Genomic DNA, 22,159 nt, shown 5'->3' on the forward strand with positions numbered 1-22,159 from the left:
GGCCGAGGGGTCCGGAAAGCAGGGGGTGGCGCGGTGATCGGGCGATGGCTCGGGCGGTTCGTCGTGCCCGCCATCTTCGCGGCGATCTTCGTCGCACCACTGTGGTTCATGCTGGTCGGCTCGCTGCGACCGGCCGGTTCCCCACCGCCACGCACCCTGGAACTGTGGCCGGCCGATCCCACCACCGCCGCGTACACCCGGTTGCCGGAACTGGTGCCGCTGGCCCGGTACCTGGCCAACTCGGCGCTGGTGGTGGCGCTGGCCGTACCGCTGACCGTGCTGGTGGCCGCGCTGACCGGATTCGGGCTGCGGCTGCTGTCCGGGACCGCGCGCCGCCGGGCACTGCTCGCGCTGCTGGTCGTGCTGCTGGTGCCGGTCACCGCCGTGTGGGCCACCCGGTTCGAGGTGTTCCGGCTCTTCGGCGCGGTCGACACGTACCTCCCGCTGCTGGCGCCGGCGGCGCTGGCCGTCAGCCCGTTCCTGATCCTGCTGTACGCCTGGAGCTTCGGCGGCATCCCGGACAGCCAGTTGCAGGCCGCCCGGCTGGAGGGCGCCGGGTGGCTGACCATCTGGCGACGGCTGGCGATGCCGCAGGTCAAACCGGCGACGCTGGCCGTGGCGGTGCTCGCCTTCACCTTCCACTGGTCCAACTTCATCGACCCGCTGCTCTATCTGACCAGCGGCGACCGCTACACCTGGCCGTTGGGGCTGCGGTTCCTGCTGCTGCTCAACCCGACGGACTGGCCGCTGCTGATGGCCGGCAGCGTGATCGCCACCGCGCCGTGCGTACTGGTGTTTCTGCTCGCCCAGCGGGTCCTGCTGGCCGACGATCCACTGGCGGCGCTTCGCTCGAAAGGAAGCCGATGACCTCCCTCTGGCGGCGCGCCTGCGCCACCCTGCTGACGGTGCTGCTGGTCGGCACCGGATGCTCGTCCGGTGACAAGGCGACGGACGACGACGGCATCACCGTGGTGCTGTTCGGTGACGCCGAGGAGATCGCCGGCTATCGGGACCTGGTCGCCGGCTTCACCACCGCCCACCCCGACATCCCGGTCACCCTCTCCCCCGTGGCCACCCAGGACGAACTGATGGCGCGGTTGACCACCTCGTTCGCCGGGGGCCAGCCGCCGGACGTGTTCCTGCTCAACTACCGCCGCTACGGCCAGTTCGCCGCGCAGGGGGTGATCGAGCCGGTGCAGTCGTACCTGGACTCCAGCGAGGAGATCCGGGAGAGCGACTTCAGCCCGCGGGCCCTGGACGCCTTCCGGTTCGACGGTCGGGAGTTGACCTGCCTGCCGCAGAACCTGTCCTCGCTCGTCGTCTACTACAACGTCGACCTGTTCACCGCCGCCGGCATTCCCGCCCCGACCGCGGGTTGGACCTGGGACGACTTCCTCGCCGCGGCGAAGGCGTTGACCCGCGACGGCCGGTACGGCGTCGGTGTCGACCCGTCGCTGCCCCGGCTCGCCCCGTTCGTCTGGTCCAACGGTGGTGAGCTGGTCGACGATCCGGACAAGCCGAACCGGTTGACCCTCACCGACAACCCGTCCTCCCGGGCGGCCGTCGACTGGTTCCTCGACCTCCAGTCGCGCCACGGGGTGGTGCCGCCGGACGCCGAGGAGCAGAGCGAGTCCAGTGAGGCCCGGTTCCTGCGCGGCACCCTCGGCATGTACCTCAACAGCCGGGTCGCCGTGCCCACCCTGCGCACCATCACCGACTTCACCTGGGACGTCGCGCCGCTGCCGGTGGCACCGGGCGGGAGGCCGGCGTCGATCCTGCACAGCGACGCGTACTGCATGAGCGCCGGCCTGGCCGACCACGGCCCGGCGTGGCGCTTCATCGAGTACGCGATGGGCGACGCCGGGCAGCGCACCCTCGCCGAGTCGGGTCGTACGGTGCCGTCGCGGCTGGAGGTGGCGAACTCCCCCGCCTTCCTCGACCCGACCAAGGCGCCCCGGTCCTCGCAGGTGTTCCTCGACGCGGAACCGTACCTGCGGGCCACCCCGCGCACCGGCAGCTGGTCGCGGGTGGAGAAGGAGGGCAACAGCCTGCTGGCCGAGGTCTTCTACGGCCGCATCGACCGGGAGGACGGGCTGCGCCAGTTGGAGGACCGGGTCCGTCCGCTGTTCTCGGTGGGCAAGTGAGAGGCGTCATCCGGCTGGAGGCACTGACCCGCTCGTACGGCGGCAGGCCCGCCGTCGACGGCGTGGACCTGGAGGTGGCGGCCGGTGAGTTGATCACGCTGGTCGGCCCTTCCGGGTCCGGCAAGTCGACGATCCTGCGGCTGATCGCCGGGCTGGACCGGCCCGACAGCGGCCGGATCCTGGTCGACGACGTCGACGTCGCGACGGTCCCGCCACCCCGGCGCGCGGTGGCGATGGTCTTCCAGGATTACGCGCTCTTTCCACACCTGACTGTGCTGGGCAACCTCACCTTCGGCCTGCGGGTGCGCAAGGTGCGCCGGGCCGAGGCGGAGCAGCGGGCCCGGGCCGCCGCGCAGCGGCTCGGCATCGACGGCCTGCTGGACCGCTACCCCGACCAGATGTCCGGCGGCCAGCGTCAACGGGTGGCGCTGGCCCGGGCGTTGTTGCGCGACCCGAGCGTCTACCTGCTCGACGAGCCGCTGGCCAGCCTGGACGGTCCGCTGCGCTTCGCCACCCGCACCGACCTGCTGGCCCTGCACCGGGAACTGCGCACGACCACCATCCACGTCACCCACGACCAGCACGAGGCGATGACCCTCGGCGACCGGGTGGTGGTGCTGGCCGACGGGCAGATCCGCCAGGTCGGCCCACCCCAGCAGGTGTACGACGAGCCGGCCGACACGTTCGTCGCCGGGTTCCTCGGCAGCCCGCCGATGAACCTGGTGCCCGGCGGCGGGGTCCTCGGCGGCGACGCCACCCTGACCATCGGCGTACGGCCGGAGGACCTGGCCCTCGACGACGCCGGGCCGGTCACCGCCACCGTCGAGGCGGTGGAGTCGCTGGGCAGCGAGGCGAACCTGTCGACCCGCTGCCCGGACGGCACCCGGCTGATCGTGCGCACCGGCCCGCGCCCCGGCGTCGCCCTCGGAGACGAGGTGCGGCTGCGCGCCGATCGGCTGCACCGGTTCGACGCGACCACCGGCCGGCGACGATGAGCCGTCCCCGGCGGCCCCTGACCGGTTGGGCGTTCCTCGCCCCGTACGCCATCGCGGTGGCGCTGCTGGTCGCGGTGCCGGCGCTGCTCAACCTCGGATACGCGTTCACCGACCACACGGGCCTGACCCGGGACCCGCAGTTCATCGGGCTGGACAACATCCGCCGGATGCTCGACGACCGGTTCCTGCTCGACAGCCTGGAAGCCTCCCTGTTCCACGTGGCGCTCGCCGTGCCGGTACGGTTCGTCGCCGCGGTGGGGCTCGGTCTGCTGCTCGCCGCTCCCCGTCCGGGCGGACGCTGGTTCCGCACCGCCGTCTACCTGCCCACCGTCATCCCCGACGTGGCCCTGGCGGTGCTGTTCCTGTGGGTGCTCAACCCGTTGTACGGGCCGCTGAACCAGCTTCTCGGGCTGTTCGGTCACCAGGGCTACAACTGGCTCGCCGACCCGACCACCGCCCGCATCGGGGTGGTGTTGATGCTGGCCTTCCCCATCGGTGAGGGCTTCGTGGTGGTGCTCGCCGCCCGCCGGCTGCTCAACGGCCGGCTGTACGAGGCGGCGGCGTTGGAGGGCTGCGGCCCGTTCGGTCAGCTGCGGCGGCTCACCCTGCCGTTGCTCGCCCCGGTGCTGGTGCTGCTGGCGGTACGGGACATCATCCTCACCCTCCAGGTCAACTTCGTGCCGGCGTACGTGCTCACCGACGGTCGACCCGCAAACGCCACCCTGTACCTGCCGGTGTACATCTTCGACCAGGTCTTCGAGTTCTCCGGCTTCGCGTACGGCTCACTCGTCACCATCCTGTTGATGCTGATCACTGCCGTGATCATCATCGTGCTGCTGCTGGCCGTACGACGCTGGCGGGTGCTGCGATGAGCTGGCATCCTGCTGCGATGAGATTGCGGGTACTGGCCGCCACCGTCGTCGTCCTCCCGCTGCTGGCCGCCTGTGGTGACGGCTCGGCGGCACCGTCCGGCGGCGGGCGTGACCTGTTGGCGAATCTGCCCAGCTGCGACCGGGTGCCGATCGACGACGACCCGGAGGTCGACGCCGACGTGCCGGGTCTGGCCCTGCCCGAGGGTTCGCGGGTCACCGCCGTGGTGCAGCAGGGCGTGCTGACCACCGTGGAGGCGACTCTGCGGATGTCTCCACTGGACGTTCGCGCGCACTACGAGCAGCGCACGGACATCGACGTGCTGCGCGTGGAGGACGAGATCTTCGAGACCGAGGTGTTGGCCCGGACCGAGGCCCGGCGGATGTACCTGCGTGCCTCGGCTCTGTGTGCCGACGGCTCCAGCCTGACCGTCGTGGTGGGGCCGGACTCCGAGGACGCCGGTCTGCCCGAGTTCCGCAGCGGCGGATGACGTCCCTACATCTGTCCTAACCGGACGGGGTGTTCTCCCGACAGATGCTCGGTGACGTGCATCGACCAGCGATCTAGCGTGCGCAGGAAGGACCGTTCGCGTCCGGATCAGGAGAAACCCCCATGAGACTTACGTCTGCGAGACGCTATCGCGGACTGGCGGCGACAGCTGTGGTCGGGCTGCTCGCCACGGTCGCGTTGGCCGCGTCGTCCAGCCCACCCCCCGCTGCGCCGTCGCTGGCCACCAACCTGCCCACCGGCCCGATGGAGGTGCCGGACGAGTGGATGACCGCCCAGCGGTTGAGTGACGGCAGCACCAGCCTGTCGGTCACCAAGTACGCAAACGCCCGGAGCCAGGCCAACCAGCTCGCCGTCCGCACCAAGAACAGCTACCGCAAGCTCGGCGACCAGAAGTGGGACTTCTTCGGGCCGCTGAACATCGGTGGCCGGGTCGTCGACATCGCCATCGACCCGCAGGTGCCGGACCAGCTGTTCATCGCCGCCGCCTCCGGTGGCGTGTGGAAGTCCAGCGACGCCGGCAACGTCTTCACCCCGGCCTGGCCGGACGACTGGGCCCAGCCCATCGGTGCGCTGGCCATGACCAGCGACGGCGTCCTGTTCGCCGGCAGCGGTGAGGCGCAGCCCGGCGGCGGTTCGATCACCTTCGGCGGTGACGGCATCTACCGCTCCACCGACCGCGGTGAGTCCTGGAAGCGGGTCGGTCTGACCGACAGCCACGCCATCGGCCGGCTCGCCATCGACCCGACCAACGAGGACCGAATCTTCGCGGCGGCCAGCGGCAACCTCTTCGTCCCCGGCGGCGAGCGCGGCGTCTACCTCAGCGAGAACGGCGGTGACAGCTGGCGGCAGGTGCTCGCCCCGCCGAACCCCAGAACCGGCGCCACCGAGGTCATCATCGACCCGAGCAACCCCGACCGGGTGTACGCCGCGATGTGGGACCACCTGCGGGAGCCGCACCAGCGCACCTACGGTGGCCCCGGTTCCAGCCTCTGGCGCTCCGACGACGGCGGCGAGACCTGGCAGCGGATGACCAACGGGCTGCCCACCGACGCCGACCAGGGCCGCTGGGGCCTGGCCGTGGCGCCCAACAACCCGCAGCGCCTCTACGCGTACGTGGGCACCGCCATCGGCCCGTTCCGGGCCTTCTACCGCTCGGACAACGGCGGCGACACCTGGACGCAGATGCCGATCAGCACCAACCAGGCGTCGCAGTCGACGTTCAGCTGGTGGTTCGGCAAGATCTGGGTCGACCCGGCCAACGCCGACCACCTGTTCCTGATGGGTGTGAACCTGATGCGCTCCACCAACGGCGCGCAGAGCTTCTCGTCCGTGGGCGGCGTGCACGCCGACCAGCACGTCATGCGCTGGGACTCGAAGGTGCCGGGCCGGGTCTACCTCGGCAACGACGGTGGCCTCTACCGTTCCGAGGAGAACGGTGCCCGCGCCTGGGTGAAGGCCACCGACGAGCGGTACACGCAGTTCTACACGGTCGATGTGGCGGAGACCGACCCGACCCTCAAGGTCGCCGGCGCCCAGGACAACGGCTGCAACCGCGGCTACAACGGCCGCCTCGGCCCGTGGAACGCCATCGGCTGTGGTGACGGTCTGCAGACCATCATCCACCCGGAGAACCCGAACATCGTCTTCGGGTGCAGCCAGTACGGTGCCTGCTACCGCTCGGAGAACGCCGGCGGCACGCCGCGGCAGAACATCGGTACCGGCCAGACCACCTCGCAGCGGCGCAACTGGCTCACCCCGCTGCTGTTCGACCCGAACGACCCGAACGTCATGTACTACGCCGGCAACATCGTGAACCGGTCGACGGACAACGGTCGTACCTGGACCCCGATCAGCCCCGACCTGACCAACGGTGGCCCGAACGACCCGTCCGGCTACCCGTGGGGCACGATCACCACGGTCGCCGTCGCGCCCAGTGACAGCAACACCCTGTACGTGGGCACCGACGAGGGCAAGGTCTGGTGGACCCGTGACCTCGGCGCCACCTGGAACGAGGTCGACCAGGCCAAGCTGCCGGGCACCTGGGTCACCCGGATCGCGGTCAACCCGAAGGACGCCAACATCGCGTACGCGACCTTCTCCGCCTTCCGTTCGGGTAGCAACCGGGCACACGTGCTGATGACCCGCGACGGTGGGCAGACCTGGATCAACATCGGGCAGGGCCTGCCCGATGCGCCGGTCAACTCGATCGTCCCGACCGCCGACGGTCTGCTGGTGGTCGGCACCGACGTCGGTGTCTTCCTCTCCGCCTGGAACGGCGGGGAGTGGGCCGCCCTCGGCAAGAACCTGCCGCAGGCTCCGGTGATGTACCTGCGTTACCACGAGCCGAGCCGGCAGCTGACCGCCGCCACCTTCGGCCGCGGCATCTACGACGTGACCGTGCCGCGTTGCCCGGCCTCGTCGACCAAGCTGCCGCTGAAGAACCCGGGTGTCGGCGTGGTGGGCGTGCTGAACTCCTGCCGCTAGGTGTTGATCGGCCGCCACCGACCGGACCTGTTCCGCCGGGGTGACCACCACCCGGCTGGGTCGGGCGGTGGCGGTCCGCCCGCTTGATCGTTCGGAGGCCACCTCCCATCCCTGGAGGTGGCCTCCGGCGTGAGCAGCGCCGGTGCGACCTGTGCGGCGCGGCCGGTCTAGCGCAGGCGGCGGGCCGGGAACCGGTTCGGCGGGTGGGCGATCGCCTCCTGGGCGGCGATCAGCTGGAGTTCGCGGGTGCCGGCGGCCAGGGTCGCCTCCAGCACGGCGAAGATCGAGGCGGTGGTCCGTTCCAGCGCGATGGCCGGCGAGCCGCTGATCCGAAGGTGCGCGAGGTAGAGCGCGGCGGTGACGTCGCCGCCGCCGTTCGGGTTGATCGGCAGCAGCGGGGTGGTCACCGCCCAGGCGCCCTCGTCGGAGACCGCCACCACGTCCAGCGATCCCGCCGGTACGGCACCGTGCAGCACGCTGGTGACCAGGACGTGCCGTGGCCCGCTCGCCCGGACGATGTCGACGGCGGCCAGCAGATCCACCACCGAGTCGGTCCGACGGCCGGCGAGGAACTCCAACTCGAACTGGTTCGGGGTGACGATGTCGGCTCGGGGCACCACCACGTCGCGCAGGTACTCCGGGATGCCCGGCCGGACGAACATGCCCCGGCCCACGTCACCCATGACCGGGTCGCAGCAGTAGACGGCGTCCGGGTTGGCGGTCTTGACCAGGCTCACCGCGTCGAGGATCACCGCGCCCATCGCCGGGTCGCCCTGGTAGCCGGAGAGGATCGCGTCGGCGTCGCCGAGGACGCCCCGGTCGGCGATGCCGGCGATCACCTCGGCGACGTCGGCCGGGGCCAGCAGCGGCCCGCGCCACGCGCCGTACCCGGTGTGGTTGGAGAAGTGCACGGTCAGTACCGGCCAGACCTCGTGCCCGAGTCGTTGCAGCGGAAACACGGCGGCGGAGTTGCCGACGTAGCCGTAGGCGACCGAGGACTGGATGGACAGGATTTTCACCGTCTCATCATGGCGGGCGCTGCTGCGGGCCGCGTCGGGACCCGGGCGAAGCTGTCTCGATGTCGGCCGTACGGCACCGGCGGTGTCGCAGCACCGGGGTGCGGGCCACCCGTCGGGGTGGCCCGCACCGTCGGTTTCTTACTCGAACAGGGACAGGGTCAGCGTCGAGGTGTACGCACCAGCCTCGACATCCGCCGGAGTCCGCAGGAACAGATCCGCATCAACCGTGTACTCGCCAGGAGTCACCGCACCCGAATCGAAGGTCGAGACCAGCAGTTCCTGGTCCACCAGACCCACGTTGTTACCCGGCTGCGTCGGCTCGTCCAACACCGTGACGACCTCTTCACCCTCACTGACCAGACCGGTGTCCCCACCATCGATCAGCTTCGGCTTCCAACCCAGGTGACCGGCACCGATCGGCGCCTGATCCGCGTCACCGACGAAATCGGTCGCGCTACCCAGCACCGCCCACGCGGCACCCGCCGGCACCTCGTCGGCCGTACGGGTGTCGGTGACCGTCACCGTCGGCAGAGTGCCCGTGAACTGGCGGACCAGCAACGTCGACCCGTCCTCCGACAACAACACCGAATCGGCGGCCACCGTCATCGCCAGGACACCCGGCTCCCGAATCTCCTCGATCTCGACGGTCACCTCCACCCCGGCCTCGTCACCCGGCTCAGCGAAGGCAGGCGAACCCACCGCCACCACCCCGGCCAGCAGGGCACCGGACGCACCGGCGGCCAGCAGCCGCTTACGACTCCATGTGTTCATCAATTTCTCCGTCGTCGCTTGTCAGTTACTGGGCGGGCCGCGGGTCGGCGCAGTTGACGGCCGCGTACTCCCCGGTGACGGTGGTGGTCACCGTCTCGCCGCCGAGCGTGCCGGTGGCGTGAGCCGAGGCGGAGCCGGCCGAGACCGTGCCGGCCCGGGTGTTGAACTGCTGGAAGGTGCTCGCGCCCGGCGCGACGTTGACGGCGGCCTTGGTGCCGTAGGTGCTCTCCAGGGAGATGCTGACCGCCGCGTCGTTCTGGTTGTGCGCCTGCACCGCGACGTACGCCTTGCCGGCCACACACCGCACCTGGGTGGTCACCGTGACCCGCAGTGCCTCCGGGTCCCAGGCCTTCGTCGTGTTGTGGTTGGTGCCGGTGCCGTCGGGCACGTAGCCGTTCTCGACGTTGCCCTTCGAGTCCACCGAGAACCAGTTCACGGTGGTGCCGTTCGGCAGGGTCAGGGTCTCCCCGCCCTCCCGGACGCCGGCCGAGCCGTAGAGGGTCGACTCCAGAGTGGGCCGGCTGCCGTCGACGGTGTAGAAGACCGCCGCCGGCTCGCTGGTGTCGAAGGTGACGTCGACCATGCCGGGCGTGGCGCTCGGCTCGACGGTGATCGTGCTGGTCGGTGCCGCCGTGTCGGTGTCGTAGTCGCGGGCGACCCGCAGCATCTCGACCAGACCGTTGGAGAACTCCATGGTCTCTTCCTTGGCCGATGCCCACGCCGGCTGGAAGGACGTGCCGACCTCGAAGTTCCAGGCGTAGATGCCGTACTTGTACCAGAGCATGTCACCGGAGTTGCCGGCCGCCGAGTAGAGCACGTCGGCGATCGGGCCGGTCCGCGCCGGGGTGACGGCCAGGTTGCGGTGCCGCTTGATGGCGGTGAGGATCCGCGACGAGGCACCCCAGAACAGCGACTCCTCGGCCAGCGTCGGCCGCGGCGCCGAGATCCGGCCCGGGGTCGCGTAGGCGCCGGGCGACCACATGAAGTAGTTGCCCGAGGAGTGCAGGTTCATCGAGAACTTGATGTTGCCCCGAGAGGCCAGCCAGTCGACGTTCTTGTTCTCCGGCTCCGACAGCTCGCTCGGCCCGGCGTACGTGCCGCTGGTGCAGCTGGCCGAGGCGCCCGAGTAGCCGTCGAAGAGGCTGTACTCGGTGTAGTTGCGGTTGTTGTCCACACCCCAGGAGGTACGGCCGAGGAAGTCCCCGTTCGTCTCCGGCGTGCAGTGGTTGGTCATGTTCTTACGCTGCGAGTTGAAGTCGTAGAACGAGTAGTGCCCGCCGTCCGGGTTGATCGACGGCGCGATCCAGATGTCCAGGTTGTCGATCAGATCGCGGGTGTTGGCGTCGTTCTCGTAGTTGCGCAGCAGCCGCTCGGCGGTCTCGATGGTCACCAGCGGCGGCACCCACTCACGGGCGTGTTCCTGGGCGTAGGCCAGGACGCCGAGCTTGGAGCCGTCGCGGTGCTTGCCGATCCGGATGGCGTAGACGGAGTGCGGCTCGCGGGAGACCGACTCCGGCGCGGAGAGGCCGTCCGACAGCTTGGTCGGCGCGGCCGGCGCGACCACACCGGCGCCCTCGTTACCCCGATAGGTGTACGCCTTGAGCAGCGTGCCCGCCTCCGCGTTGAGCGCGGCGGCGACCTGCGCGGCGGTGCTGGTGACCGCGCCGGAGGCGTCGGTGGCCAGGCTGACCCGCACGTCGTTGCCGGTGACGGTCACCGTCAGCGCCGAGTCGGCGGCACCGGGGTTGACCAGTTCGACCGAGATGTCGTTGCCACCCTCGTGGCCCCAGGCCAGCGAGTCGACGCCGACCCGGTTGGCGTTGGCGCTGCCGAGCACGGCCTGTGCCTTGCGCCGGTAGCCGTTGGTCTTGTGCGGCAGCTCGACGATCTCGGAGATGGCCGGGTACTGCGCGGCCAGGGTGTGGATCCGGTCGTACAGCTCCGTGGGGGTCAGGTAGCTGTTGACGAAGTCCTTCTGGTAGCCCGGGCCCTCGGGAGCGTCACCGGAGATCGGCAGCCACTCCTTGACCTTGGCCACCGCGATGTCACCGGTGGGGCTGGTGATCTGCACGTACTCCGGCTTGCTCGTCACGTTCGACGCGCCCCGGTGGTACATGTAGACCCCGGCGTCGACGAAGCGGGTGATGTTCTGCGTACCGCCGGAGCCCATCTCGGTGCCCGGCCCGCTGTCCCGCTGGACGGTGAGGGCGTTGTTGGCGTTCTGCCCCTGCGCCCACTTCGCCTCCACCGACAGCACCTGGCTGGTGCCGTTGGTGTAGTAGTCAGCACGGATGATCTTGACGTCGGAGGCGGCGGCGCGAGCGGCAAACCCGGCGCCCTCCATGAACTCCTCGTTCTCGGCCAGGTGCGCGGCGATGGTCGCCTCGCGCTCGGCGATTCGCGCCGCGGAGTCGGACGGGGTGTGCAGCACCTCGCCGAAGGTGAATCCGGCGGCGGTCAGAGCGGCCACCTCGTTACCGGTCACCACCGCGTGGACGACGATGCCGTCCTCGCTCTGGTGGACGTGGTGGTCGAGGTCGACGCCGGTGGCCACCAGCGCATCCAACTCGTCCTTGTCGGCCAGCAGCACCTCGACCACGTTGGCCTGCTCGTCGGCCAGCCGGCCGAGGTCCTCAGGCACTTCGCTGACTCCGGTGGTGGCGGTCTGTGACACAACGGCGGCTGCCGGGTTGACCAGCAGCAGCACCGCGGTGCCGGCCGCCAGCGCGGCCGCCATGGGTACCCGGCGTCGCCACCGGGCACTGGTACGGAATTCGGACATGAGGCTCGTAGCCCCTTCTCGGTGTGCGGTGGGGGTTAGGCATGCGCCTCGGCCGCGCTCTACTCGTGCGGGCAGCGCGGCGAGGCATCCGATGTAGACGCTGCCCGCATCACCGACTACGCAACGTCACACACCGGACCGTTAGGAGTGATCAGGTTGCGCACAACTTTCACGCTCCGAAGGTCATCTGTCAATCGTCCCGAAGTATGGGCGGGTGATCACCCCCACCTCGGCCAACCGTCCAGGGTCAAGTGTTTGACCTGCGTGCAGACTGGAGAGGCAAGAGCAAGGAAGCTTGAGTGCAAGGGGGGACCACCCGTGTCCGACAATGCCGGCAATCGGCCCAGCCACACCTATGACCGCCCGGAAGAGGTGACCGATCCACTGCTGTGGCGGCTCGCCCTGGACGTCGCCGAGGCGCACGCTCCGGCGGAGGACGGCGGCTGCGCCCACCTGCTCTGCGCCGGACAGGACTGGCCCTGCGGGCCCTGGGAGCAGGCACAGCGGGCGCTCAGCCTGGCACAGGGCGGCTCGACGCAGCAGACCCGGACTGCCGAGCGGACCACCTACCCCGCGCCGTTCACGCTGCCGGGCTGGCAGGGCGAGCAGTCACGCGGCGACTCCGCCGCCGCCTGACCTTTCTTAACCCCGGATGCGCCGCTCACGGGGGCGGCGCCCCACCGCCGACAGCGCCGCTCCCGGGGCGCGAAGGGTCCGGCGTTGTCAATGTAGCGTTGACGGGTGCCTGACCCGCTGGACCGTCTCGCCGGGATGCCGGCGGCCCGCGACCGCCTGGACGAGGCGGAACTGGATCTCATCGACCAGGCCCGGCAGGCCGGAGCGACCTGGCACCAGGTAGCCGGGGCGCTCGGCCTGAGCAGCCGCCAGGCCGCCGAGCAACGGCGTCAGCGGCTCGCCGCCGGCCGCCGGGCTCGCCGCGCGGCCGCCGACCGGCGCTGGCCGGGCGACGTCACCGGGTTACGCACCGCGCTCGCCGGGCTGCACCGCTGGATCGAGGCGGACCGCCGGTGGGACGGCAGGTTTCCCGGCGCCAACCTGACCCGGCACACCGTCCTGCTCGCCCTGGACGCCGAACCCGGTGCGCTCCATGATCTGGCCCGGCACGTCGCCGCCGATCTCACCGCCGCCGGGCATGAACTGCCCGGACCGGTCTGCCTCATCACCGCCGAACTGCGTGCCACCCTGTCAATGTTGCATTGACAGGGTGGCAGCAGTCTTGCCTCCACTCGACTCAGAATCGAGGCTGTGAGTCAGGTTGACTCAACCCTGGAGGCGTGGTGCGGCGCAACGCGGCCCTGTTCGTGACCATCTCCGTGTTGTCCGGTTTCGGCGGCAGCGCGATGGCGCTGGTCGCCGGCATCTGGATTCTCGACCTGACCGGGTCCAGCGGGCTCGCCGCGCTCGCCGGGCTCTGCGTGTACGCCCCCACGCTCGCCGGACCGTGGCTGGGCGCCCTGGTCGACCGGCTGCCCCGCCGAGGGCTGCTGATCGCGACGAACCTGACCCTGGCCGCCGTGCTGCCCACCTTGTTGGCGGTGCACGGTCCCGCGCAGTTGTGGCTGCTGTTCACCGTCTGCGCGGTGTACGGCATCGCGTACGTCGTCATCGACGCCGGCGAAAGCGCCATCCTGCCGGCCGCCCTCTCCCCCGCCGAACTCGGGCACGTCAACGGTTGGCGGTCCAGCGCCCAGGAGGGGGTCAAACTCGTCGCCCCGCTGGCCGGGGCCGGCCTGTACGCCTGGCGGGGTGGACACCTCGTCGCGCTGCTCGCCGCCGTCCTGCCCCTGCTGGTGGCGGTCGGGTACGCGGCGTTACGCCTGAGCGCGACCGAGGCGACAACCGCGAGGCGACGTGGTGCCGCTCGCGCCGGTCTCGCTGTCCTGACCGGCTCGGCGTCGATCCGGCGTACGGTGGGCCTCGCCGCGACCGCGATCGGCATGCAGGCCCTCACCACCGCCGCCGGGTACGAGATCGTCACCGTCGAACTGGGCCTACCGGCGACCTTCCTCGGCGTGCTGCTCAGCGCGCAGGGCGCCGGTTCGGTCGCCGGCGGGCTGGTCGTCGGTCGGCTGATCACCCGGTTCAGCCCGACCACCGTGGCCGTCGTCGGCACGGCCCTGTTCGCGGCGAGCTGCCTGGGCCGCTGCGTACCGTGGTGGCCTGCGGTGCTCGCCGCCTCGGTGGTGGCCGGTGTCGGCCTGCCCTGGACGCTCGTCGCCGCCGTCACCGCGGTCCAGACACACAGCCCCGACGACCTGCTGGGCCGCGCCTCCGCGACCGCCAACACGATCATGTTCGGGCCGATCGCGCTGGCCACGCCGCTCGGTGCCGCCGCCGTACTGCTGGGTGCCCGCCCGCCGCTCGTCCTCGCCGCCGCCGTCTGCCTCACTGCCGCCGTGGCCATCGGCCGCCGCTCCCGGCCGGGTCGGCCCCGGTCCGGTCGGGCCGGCACGCGGTCACCGCAGCCGGCGCCGACCGGGGCCTGAGTCGTACGGCGGAATTCAGTTGGTCTTGCGGGCGACCACGGCGTACTCGGAGACGGGCGTGGTGTCGTTACCGTCCGGCCGCCACTGGGAGCAGGTGACCAGGCCGGGTTCGAGGATCTCCAGACCGTCGACGAAAGCGGCGATCTCCGCCGGGGTACGCACGGCCATCGCCGCACCGCCGCCGGCCCGCCACGAGTCCATCGCCCGATCCACCGCCTCGGGGTTGACCTCCCGGGTGGGGTGGGAGATGACCAGGTACCCGCCGACGGGCAACGCCTCGACCAGGCGTCGCACGATCCGGGTGGCCTCGGCGTCGTCGACCACGAAGTTCAGGATGCCGAGCAGCATGACCGCCACCGGCCGGGTGAAGTCCAGGGTGCGCCGGGCCTCGGTGAGGATGTGGTCGGGCTGGCGCACGTCGGCGTCGATGTAGTCGGTCGCGCCCTGCGGGTCGCTGGTGAGCAGGGCACGCGCGTGCACCAGCACCATCGGGTCGTTGTCGACGTAGACGACCCGCGTCTCCGGGGCGACCGACTGGGCCACCTCGTGGGTGTTGTTCGCGGTGGGCAGGCCGGTGCCGATGTCGAGGAACTGCCGTACGCCTGCCTCCGCGACGAGGTGTCGCACCGCCCGGCCGAGGAACTCACGGTTGAACCGGGCCGACTGCACCAGCTCCGGCATGTAGGCCAGCACCTGCTGGGCGGCCTCCCGGTCGGCGGCGAAGTTGTCCTTGCCGCCGAGCAGGTAGTTCCACAGTCGAGCGGAGTGGGGTATGTCGCTCCGGATGGCTGCGCTGAGCGGGGATGCGTCGGTCACCTGGGCTCTCCGATGGTGCGGTGGCACGGCTTCGTCCATCTGGGACGGTAGCACCCGGAGATCGACTAGGGAGCATCCGATGATCCACTGACTATCGACAGAACGGTGGGTGTCCAGACCGGCACCCGCCGTCAGACTTCCTGTTCCCACCACGAGTGGGCGGCAGACCGGAGACGAGACGGAGTGGTCACATGGGCATCTTCAGACGGCGCAGGCAGTTGCCGCAGCAACCACCGCCGGACCTGCCGTATCCGCCACCACCACCCACCCTGGCACCGGGCGACCTGGCGGCCGCGCGGCAGGTGGTCCGCGCCTTCCTCGCCGGCCTCGGCGACGACGACCGGATGTGCACGGCCGGTACGGCGGTGGTCCAGGCCGGTGGGGGCGTCGCCGATCTCGATCAACTGATGCGCAACGTCCGCCTGATCCACCAGACCGGCGACCTTGGCATCGATCGGCCCTGGCGCTGGCTGGCCGTCGTCACCGCCGAGGCTCGACAACTCGGTGACCTCGCCCTCGTCGCCGACATCGCACACTTCGTCCACCTCTGGGACACCCGTCTGCGCAGCCGGATCACCTCCGGCGAGCTGACGATGGCGCTGCAGACCCCACCCCAGGATGCCGTACGGGAGATCTACGCGATCGTGGTGGCCGCCCTCGCCGAGGTCGACCCCGACCACGTCGTCGCGGACGGCACGGGCGGCATCACGCTGGCCGCGCTGCGGACCGGCATCGCCCACCGCATCCTCGACGCCGACCCGCCGTACCCTGCGGAGGTCTCGGCCGAGGCCCGACGGATCACGCCCACCTGAACGGCCCCGCCTGCGCGGCCCGGACCGTGCGGCGCCGGCCGGCATCACAGCGCGGCGGAGCCCGGACCGCGGTCCGGGCTCCGCCGGTCAAGGCAATGGCGTCAGGCCGGGATCGCGGTGACGTACCAGAGTTGGCCGGTGACGTTCTGGCACTTGTCCATGAACGCCGCGCCCTTCAGGACGGACTCCGGCGCGAGCCGGTTGCCTTCCAGGCATTCGCCTTCCTTCTCCCGGAACTTCGTCTGGAGCCGGAAGAGGTTGTCACCGGCCTTGACCAGCTTCCACTGCTGGCCGGTGACCTCTTGACAGGTGTCGAGGAAGGCGGCCCCGCCGAGAACCTTGCCGGCGACCTGGTTACCTTCCAGGCACTTCTCCTCGCCGAGGAACTTCGTCCGCAGCGTGTAGTAGCCGTCCGGGCGCTTGGTGAAGCTCCACGCCTGCCCGTCCACGTCCTGACAGGTGTCCTGGAACGCGGCGCCGGCGAGGGTCGAGTTGCCGTCGATCCGGTTGCCTTCCAGGCACTCGTCCTCGCCGCGGAACACCGTCTTGAGCTTGTAGTACCCCGATGCGGCGGCGGGGAGCTGCGCCGCCGGCTGCGCCTTGACGTCGACCGTCTTCACGGCAGCGGGATCGGAGCCGTCCACCGGCTTCTCGTTGATGGACGTGTCGATCGCCGCCGCCGCGGATGAGGCAGCGGTGGGGGATGCCGCGGCGGGGGATGCCGAACTCGTCGATGCGGTCGGCGTGGACGCCGGCGAGCTGGACGTCTCGTCCTGCGCACATCCCGTTGCGGCAATCGCGAAGACCGCCAATACCGCCACAAAACGCCTCATATTGCCCAACTTTCGTTACTACATGGCATGGATTTCGGTTCCGCCAGCCCTGCTGCGACTGCCCTGACTTCGTCTGACTGGTCACCCGGGCGGCTGGCGTCGTAACCGTACGTGTGTGCCAATGTCGCCGACAACGGGCAAGCGGACGGCAAAGTCGCGCCCGTCGGGGCGTACCGGTTCGTTTCTCAGTCCTGTGTGGACGCTAACCGGTGACGACCTATTCACCGGTCGGCTGGAAATCGCAGGGTGAAGCAGGTAAAAGGTCCATAGTGGACGGACGACTTACGCGTAGTTCACAGTGGAAGTGCCGCCACGGGCCGAACCGAGTCGAGGCCGGCGGTCCATCGCCGCCCGCAGGCCATCCGGTTCGGGGTCGGGTAGGTGTACCGCCACACCGTGGCCACCCGACCCCGAACCGGACGCTCAGTCCGCAGAAAACCCGGCGGCTACAGGGTGCGGGCGAGGCGGTCGGCGAGGATCCGGGCGAACCGCGACGGGTCGGCCAGGTCACCGCCCTCGGCGAGCAGCGCCGTGCCGTACAGCAGCTCGGCGGTCTCCGCCAGGGAGTCGTTGGCACCGTCCTGCTCGTACGCCTTGCGCAGCCCGGTCACCAGCGGATGCCCCGGGTTGATCTCCAGGATCCGCTTGACCTTCGGCAGCTCCTGACCCATCGCCCGGTACATCTTCTCCAGCGTCGGAGTCAGGTCGTGGGCGTCACCGACCACGCAGGCCGGCGAGGTGGTCAACCGCGACGACAGGCGTACCTCCCGGACCGAGTCGGCGAGCACGCCGCCCATCCAGGTGAGCAGGTCGGCGTACTCGGTGCGCTGGCGTTCCCGCTCCGCCTCGGCCTCGGTGCGCTCCTCCTCGGTGTCCAGGTCCACCTCGCCCTTGGCGATCGAGCGCAGCGTCCTGCCGTCGTAGCTGCCGACCCGCTCCACCCAGACCTCGTCGACCGGATCGGTGAGCAGCAGCACCTCGTAGCCCTTGGCCCGGAACGCCTCCATGTGCGGGGAGTTCTCGATGGTGGCCCGGTTCTCGCCGGTGGCGTAGTAGATGTCGCTCTGTCCGTCCTTCATCCGGCTGACATAGCCGGCCAGGTCGGTCAGCTCCGCCGGGTCGTGGGTGGAGGCCGCCGACAGGACCTCCAGCAGGGTGTCCCGGTTGTCGGTGTCGTCGATCAGGCCTTCCTTGACGGCGGCGCCGAACTCGGTCCAGAAGGTGCGGTACCGCTCGGGGTGCTCGGTCTTGAGGTCCTTGACGGTGGCCAGCACCTTCTTGACCAGCCGACGGCGTACGGCCCGGATCTGCCGGTCCTGCTGAAGGATCTCCCGGGAGATGTTCAGCGACAGGTCGTGGGCGTCCACCACACCCTTGACGAAGCGCAGGTAGTTGGGCATCAGCGCGTCGCAGTCGTCCATGATGAAGACGCGCTTGACGTACAACTGCACGCCGCGACGGCCCTGCGGGGAGAACAGGTCGATCGGCGCGTGCGACGGGATGAACAGCAGGGCTTCGTACTCGAAGGTGCCCTCACCGCGCATGTGGATGGTTTCCAGCGGGTCGGCCCAGTCGTGGCCGATGTGCTTGTAGAACTCGTGGTACTCGGCCGGCTCGACCTCGCCCCGGGGACGCGCCCACAACGCCTTCATCGAGTTGAGCGTCACCGTCTCGGTGGTGGCCTCGGCGCCGTCGGTGCCGGGACGCTCGACGTCCATCCGGATCGGGTGGGCGATGAAGTCGGAGTACCGCTTGACGATCTCGCGGATCGTCCACTCGGCGGTGTAGTCGTGCAGGTTGTCCTCGGCGTCGGCCGGCTTGAGGTGCAGCGTCACCGCCGTACCCTGCGGCGCGTCGTCGAGCGCGGCGATGGTGTACGTGCCCTCGCCGCTGGACTCCCACCGGGTGCCACCGCTCTCGCCGGCCCGCCGGGTGGTCAACTCGACGGAGTCGGCGACCATGAACGCCGCGTAGAAGCCGACCCCGAACTGCCCGATCAGCTCCTGGGAGGCGCCCGCGTCCTGGGCCTCGCGCAGTTGGCGCAGCAGCTCGGCGGTGCCGGACTTGGCGATCGTGCCGATGACGGAGACGACCTCGTCACGGGTCATCCCGATGCCGTTGTCCCGCACGGTGAGGGTGCGGGCGTCCCGGTCGACCTCGATGGTGATGTGCAGGTCATCGGTGTCGACGGCGAGATCCTTGTCGCGCAGCGCCGCCAGCCGCAGTTTGTCCAACGCGTCGGAGGCGTTCGAGATCAGCTCGCGAAGAAACACGTCCTTGTTCGAGTAGATCGAGTGGACCATCAGCTGGAGCAGCTGACGGGCCTCGGCCTGGAACTCCAACGTCTCAGTCCGGTCGTTCACACCTTTCCCCTTCTTCGCTCGTCAGCCACGACGACTCGCGGAAAGAATACGAGCCGTCGCTGTCCGCGTGCGGGGCCGGTCCGCCTCCGCGGGCACGACACCGGCCCGCCCCTGCGACAGCGGGGACGGGCCGGCAGACGAACGGGTCAGCGACGGCGGCCGTACGTCCTGGCGAGCAGCGAGACACCGACCGCAGCGAAGGCGATCTGGATGAACAGCTCGATCCAGTCGATGCCACGGGTGTCGTCCACGCCGAGCACGCCGGCGACGAGTGTGCCGAGGAGCGCGGCGACGACGCCGATCGCCAGGGTCAACAGGATCGGGATGCGCTGACGTCCCGGCACGACGAGGCGGCCGAGCGCACCGATGATCAGACCGATGATGATGGCGGTGAAGAAGCCGGTGATTTCCACGAGAGCCTGTCCTTCCGAACGATTACCTCGCCGGATGTGGTGCCCCGGCCGACCCGAAGGGCAAACGCCGGAGCCCCGTCACCGACGGTTTGTGTCGCAACCGTCACGCTTCCGCGTGACGTCCGTCATGGACCGGTCACCGAAGAGTGATCAGGACCGCGTAGTCGGCGGCGGTGAGCGGGTCCGACGACAGCGAGTGGTCTCCCCGGGGGACGCTCAACGGCGCGCCGTCGCGTAGGAAGATCACCGCGTCGACGTCGGCGCGGGCGGTGAGCGTACAGACGATCTGCCCGTAGGCGAGCATCTCGTCGGTACGACCGGTGTCGGCGACCGTCGGCGTGACCGTGACCCGGGCCTGCCCGTCGACGAGTTCCACCTCGGCGTTGCTGAGCGCGCCGGTCAGGGCGTTGGTCAGCCCGTCGTCGCGTTCGGTGTGGGTCGGCCCGGCCAGCAGGTCCCGCATCTGCACGTCGACGGTGGGCACCTCGTCTATCCGACGGATCACCGGCACCAACCGGTCCTCGCGGGAGAAGTAGAGCACCTCGGTCACCGCGCCGGTCTCGGCGGTGGTCGGCGCGGCGGTCGCGGTCGGCGGGAACGGGCCGGGCGGTGGGGTGACCGCACGGGGTCGGTCCTCGCCCGGCACCCCGCACGCCGCGACCAGGGCGAGTACGACAGCCGCCACGACGACCGGGACGCGTCGGGCGCCGATCATGACACGCTCCCGGGCAGGGTGATCCGGAACCGGGCGCCGCCCTCCGGGCGGTCGCTGACCGAGGCGCTGCCACCGTGGGCGGCCGCGTGCTGGGCGACCAGGGCGAGCCCGAGGCCGGTGCCGTCACCGCCGCCCCGGTAGTGGGCCGCCCGGCCACGGACGAAACGGTCGAAGATCGCCTCACGGTCCTCCACCGGCACCCCCGGTCCGTCGTCGTCCACCTCGATGACCCCGGTGTCGCCGGTACGCGACAGCAGCACCGCGACCGGCCCCGCGCCGTAGCGTTCGGCGTTGTCGAGCAGGTTGGTCAGCACCTGCGCCACCCGACGCCGGTCCACCCGCCAGGTCGCGGGGGTGTCCTCGGTCAGCCGCACCATCGTCTCCGGCAGGTCCCGGTCCCGGCAGACCTGTCGGGCCAGCTCGGCCACGTCCACCGGTTGCCGGTGCACCGACTGGTCGCTGCGGGCCAGATCCAGCAGGTCGTTGACCAGCTGCTGGAAACGGTCGATCTCGTCGGCCACCAGCCGGGCCGCGGTGGCGGTCCGCTCGTCCTGGTTGTCCCGACGCCGGGACAGCACGCTGGCCGCCGCGGCGAGCGTCTGCAGCGGTGACCGCAGCTCGTGGCTGACGTCGGCGGCGAAGCGCCGGTCCCGGTCGATGCGCTGGGCCAACTCGTCGACCATCCGGTTGAAGGAGGTCGACAGCCGGGTCAGGTCCGGATCGGTGTCGGGTGCCAGCCGGGTGGTGAAGTCACCGGCGGCGATCCGCTCGGCGGCGTCCGCGACGGCGGTGAGCGGGCGCAGCCCGTGCCGGGTGGCGTACCAGCCCAGCGCGGCACCCGAGCCGGCCACCATGATCGCGACGGCGGTCAGGGCCAGCGCCAGGACCTGGAAGGTCTGCTCCAGCTCCCGCAGCGAGGCGATCTCGTAGAACGACGCCGACTCCGACAGCGGCACGCCGACCAGCAGGACCGGCTGGTCGTCGACGCGGATGCGTTGCACCGCCGGCTCCCCCGCGCTGACCAGTTCCCGCAGTCGCGCCGGGATCGCGGCGGTCAGGCCGTTGTCGGCGGCCCGGCCGTACCAGTCGCCGTTGAGATGCAGCACCGCCCGCCGGCCGGTCCCGGTGTCCAGCGTACGCAGGGCCTCCCCCGCGTCCGGGTTCTCGGTGTCGAGTCCGGCGCGCACCACGGCCGCGTCGTAGTAGGCGGCCCGCAGCACGGTGCGTTCCCGCTCGTCGAGCAACGTACGGCGGGTCAGCTCGTAGGACACCAGGGCCATCGAGGCCGACAGCAGCAGGGCACCGACGGCGAAGGCCGCGGTGACCCGGGCACGAAGTCCGAGCCGTCTCATCGTTGCAACTTGTAGCCGAGCCCGCGCAGGGTGACCAGGTGTTTCGGGTTGGCCGGGTCGGCTTCGATCTTCTGCCGCAGCCGGCCCACGTGCACGTCGACCAGCCGCTCGTCGCCGCTGTCGTATCCCCAGACCCGGCTGAGCAGCTGCTGGCGGGACAGCACCCGCCCGGCGTGCTCGGCCAACTCGCAGAGCAGCCGGAACTCGGTACGGGTGACCGCCACCGGCGCACCCGCCCGGCGTACCTCCCCGGCCTCGGGGCTGACCTCCAGCTCGCCGAAGACGAGCACGGGCACCGGCTCCTCCACCGGGGTCACCGTGCGGGCCCGCCGCCGCAGGGCCCGCAGCCGAGCCGTCAGCTCCTTTATCGCCACCGGTTTGACCACGTAGTCGTCGGCGCCGGCCTCCAGCGCGGCGACGATGTCGTGGGTGTCGTCGCGGGCGCTGACCACCACGATCGGCACATCGTCGTCGCGCCGCAGCTGACGGATGCACTCGAAGCCGTCGATTCCGGGCAGCATCAGGTCGACCAGGACGTAGTCGGCCGGGCTACGGCGCTGCGCCCGCAGGCCCTCCTCGGCGGTGGCCGCACCGTGCGCCTCGTAACCCTCGTCCTCCAGAGCGAGCAACAGCGCCAGTCGGATGCGGTCGTCGTCCTCGATCACCAGTACCGCTGTCATACCGGGAATCATCCCCAAGCGCCCGCCGACCGGCCAACCACCACCGCCTCCAGGGTGTTTTGTCACGCAACTGTCATACGTCCGCGCAGTGCC

21 protein-coding genes are annotated in these 22,159 nt (G+C 70.4%); 11 read left to right on the forward strand and 10 right to left on the reverse strand.

Annotated features, from left to right (window positions below; genetic code table 11):
- The first annotated feature begins 33 nt into the window (after positions 1-33).
- From VAB18032_RS17560 to VAB18032_RS17585, 6 genes are all read left to right on the forward strand, one after another.
- The gene (locus VAB18032_RS17560; protein WP_013734222.1) at positions 34-867 is read left to right on the forward strand and encodes a carbohydrate ABC transporter permease; all 834 of its coding nucleotides are present in this window, start codon (positions 34-36) and stop codon (positions 865-867) included.
- Positions 864-2,144, forward strand: coding sequence for an ABC transporter substrate-binding protein (locus VAB18032_RS17565; protein WP_013734223.1), 1,281 nt, complete (start codon positions 864-866; stop codon positions 2,142-2,144). The genes VAB18032_RS17560 and VAB18032_RS17565 overlap by 4 nt, the downstream gene beginning before the upstream one ends.
- The gene (locus VAB18032_RS17570; protein ID WP_013734224.1) at positions 2,141-3,139 is read left to right on the forward strand and encodes an ABC transporter ATP-binding protein; all 999 of its coding nucleotides are present in this window, start codon (positions 2,141-2,143) and stop codon (positions 3,137-3,139) included. The genes VAB18032_RS17565 and VAB18032_RS17570 overlap by 4 nt, the downstream gene beginning before the upstream one ends.
- On the forward strand, positions 3,136-4,011 hold the full coding sequence (locus VAB18032_RS17575) for a carbohydrate ABC transporter permease (RefSeq protein WP_013734225.1): 876 nt from the start codon (positions 3,136-3,138) through the stop codon (positions 4,009-4,011). The genes VAB18032_RS17570 and VAB18032_RS17575 overlap by 4 nt, the downstream gene beginning before the upstream one ends.
- Before the next feature lie 17 nt (positions 4,012-4,028).
- On the forward strand, positions 4,029-4,499 hold the full coding sequence (locus VAB18032_RS17580; protein ID WP_013734226.1) for a hypothetical protein: 471 nt from the start codon (positions 4,029-4,031) through the stop codon (positions 4,497-4,499).
- A gap of 122 nt (positions 4,500-4,621) precedes the next feature.
- Entirely contained in the window at positions 4,622-7,003 is a 2,382-nt protein-coding gene (locus tag VAB18032_RS17585; RefSeq protein ID WP_126710859.1) for a WD40/YVTN/BNR-like repeat-containing protein, read from the forward strand.
- Positions 7,004-7,170: 167 nt separating this feature from the next.
- On the opposite strand, the gene pdxY is transcribed toward VAB18032_RS17585, so the two are convergent.
- From pdxY to VAB18032_RS17600, 3 genes are all read right to left on the reverse strand, one after another.
- Complete coding sequence (pdxY, locus tag VAB18032_RS17590; RefSeq protein WP_013734228.1) at positions 7,171-8,022, reverse strand: pyridoxal kinase PdxY; 852 nt, start codon at positions 8,020-8,022, stop codon at positions 7,171-7,173.
- Between the two features lie 138 nt (positions 8,023-8,160).
- The gene (locus tag VAB18032_RS17595) at positions 8,161-8,793 is read right to left on the reverse strand and encodes a hypothetical protein (protein ID WP_013733488.1); all 633 of its coding nucleotides are present in this window, start codon (positions 8,791-8,793) and stop codon (positions 8,161-8,163) included.
- A 25-nt stretch (positions 8,794-8,818) separates the two neighbouring features.
- Positions 8,819-11,575: a M14 family metallopeptidase gene (locus VAB18032_RS17600; protein WP_013734229.1), complete on the reverse strand. Its 2,757-nt coding sequence runs from the start codon at positions 11,573-11,575 to the stop codon at positions 8,819-8,821.
- 318 nt (positions 11,576-11,893) lie between these two features.
- Between VAB18032_RS17600 and VAB18032_RS17605 the strand changes: the two genes are divergently transcribed.
- From VAB18032_RS17605 to VAB18032_RS17615, 3 genes are all read left to right on the forward strand, one after another.
- The gene (locus VAB18032_RS17605) at positions 11,894-12,211 is read left to right on the forward strand and encodes a hypothetical protein (protein WP_013734230.1); all 318 of its coding nucleotides are present in this window, start codon (positions 11,894-11,896) and stop codon (positions 12,209-12,211) included.
- Positions 12,212-12,316: 105 nt separating this feature from the next.
- Positions 12,317-12,796 (forward strand): hypothetical protein, encoded by a 480-nt coding sequence (locus VAB18032_RS17610; protein ID WP_013734231.1) that lies wholly within the window; start codon positions 12,317-12,319, stop codon positions 12,794-12,796.
- A gap of 77 nt (positions 12,797-12,873) precedes the next feature.
- The gene (locus VAB18032_RS17615; protein ID WP_043724819.1) at positions 12,874-14,082 is read left to right on the forward strand and encodes an MFS transporter; all 1,209 of its coding nucleotides are present in this window, start codon (positions 12,874-12,876) and stop codon (positions 14,080-14,082) included.
- A gap of 15 nt (positions 14,083-14,097) precedes the next feature.
- Here VAB18032_RS17615 and VAB18032_RS17620 read toward each other — a convergent pair whose 3' ends face one another.
- The gene (locus VAB18032_RS17620) at positions 14,098-14,937 is read right to left on the reverse strand and encodes an SAM-dependent methyltransferase (protein WP_050814629.1); all 840 of its coding nucleotides are present in this window, start codon (positions 14,935-14,937) and stop codon (positions 14,098-14,100) included.
- A gap of 152 nt (positions 14,938-15,089) precedes the next feature.
- On the opposite strand from VAB18032_RS17620, the gene VAB18032_RS17625 reads away from it, so the two are divergent.
- Entirely contained in the window at positions 15,090-15,710 is a 621-nt protein-coding gene (locus VAB18032_RS17625; RefSeq protein WP_013734234.1) for a hypothetical protein, read from the forward strand.
- A gap of 101 nt (positions 15,711-15,811) precedes the next feature.
- Here the strand turns inward: VAB18032_RS17625 and VAB18032_RS17630 are convergent, their stop codons facing one another.
- Positions 15,812-16,354 carry an RICIN domain-containing protein gene (locus tag VAB18032_RS17630; protein ID WP_013734235.1) on the reverse strand — a complete coding sequence of 181 codons (543 nt, stop codon included), beginning with the start codon at positions 16,352-16,354 and terminating at the stop codon, positions 15,812-15,814.
- Between the two features lie 13 nt (positions 16,355-16,367).
- Between VAB18032_RS17630 and VAB18032_RS32905 the strand changes: the two genes are divergently transcribed.
- Complete coding sequence (locus VAB18032_RS32905; protein WP_232510819.1) at positions 16,368-16,610, forward strand: hypothetical protein; 243 nt, start codon at positions 16,368-16,370, stop codon at positions 16,608-16,610.
- Positions 16,611-16,989: 379 nt separating this feature from the next.
- Here the strand turns inward: VAB18032_RS32905 and htpG are convergent, their stop codons facing one another.
- From htpG to VAB18032_RS17655, 5 genes are all read right to left on the reverse strand, one after another.
- Positions 16,990-18,906: a molecular chaperone HtpG gene (gene htpG / locus VAB18032_RS17635; RefSeq protein WP_013734236.1), complete on the reverse strand. Its 1,917-nt coding sequence runs from the start codon at positions 18,904-18,906 to the stop codon at positions 16,990-16,992.
- Between the two features lie 146 nt (positions 18,907-19,052).
- Positions 19,053-19,319: a GlsB/YeaQ/YmgE family stress response membrane protein gene (locus VAB18032_RS17640; protein WP_013734237.1), complete on the reverse strand. Its 267-nt coding sequence runs from the start codon at positions 19,317-19,319 to the stop codon at positions 19,053-19,055.
- Between the two features lie 136 nt (positions 19,320-19,455).
- Positions 19,456-20,034, reverse strand: a complete 579-nt coding sequence (locus tag VAB18032_RS17645) for a GerMN domain-containing protein (RefSeq protein ID WP_013734238.1) — start codon at positions 20,032-20,034, stop codon at positions 19,456-19,458.
- Complete coding sequence (locus tag VAB18032_RS17650) at positions 20,031-21,386, reverse strand: sensor histidine kinase (protein WP_013734239.1); 1,356 nt, start codon at positions 21,384-21,386, stop codon at positions 20,031-20,033. The genes VAB18032_RS17645 and VAB18032_RS17650 overlap by 4 nt, the downstream gene beginning before the upstream one ends.
- Positions 21,383-22,066: a response regulator transcription factor gene (locus VAB18032_RS17655; RefSeq protein ID WP_013734240.1), complete on the reverse strand. Its 684-nt coding sequence runs from the start codon at positions 22,064-22,066 to the stop codon at positions 21,383-21,385. Before VAB18032_RS17655 ends, VAB18032_RS17650 begins: the two co-directional genes overlap by 4 nt.
- Between the last annotated feature and the right edge of the window lie 93 nt (positions 22,067-22,159).

This window comes from Micromonospora maris AB-18-032, from assembly GCF_000204155.1.
GTDB classification, from domain to species: domain Bacteria; phylum Actinomycetota; class Actinomycetes; order Mycobacteriales; family Micromonosporaceae; genus Micromonospora; species Micromonospora gifhornensis.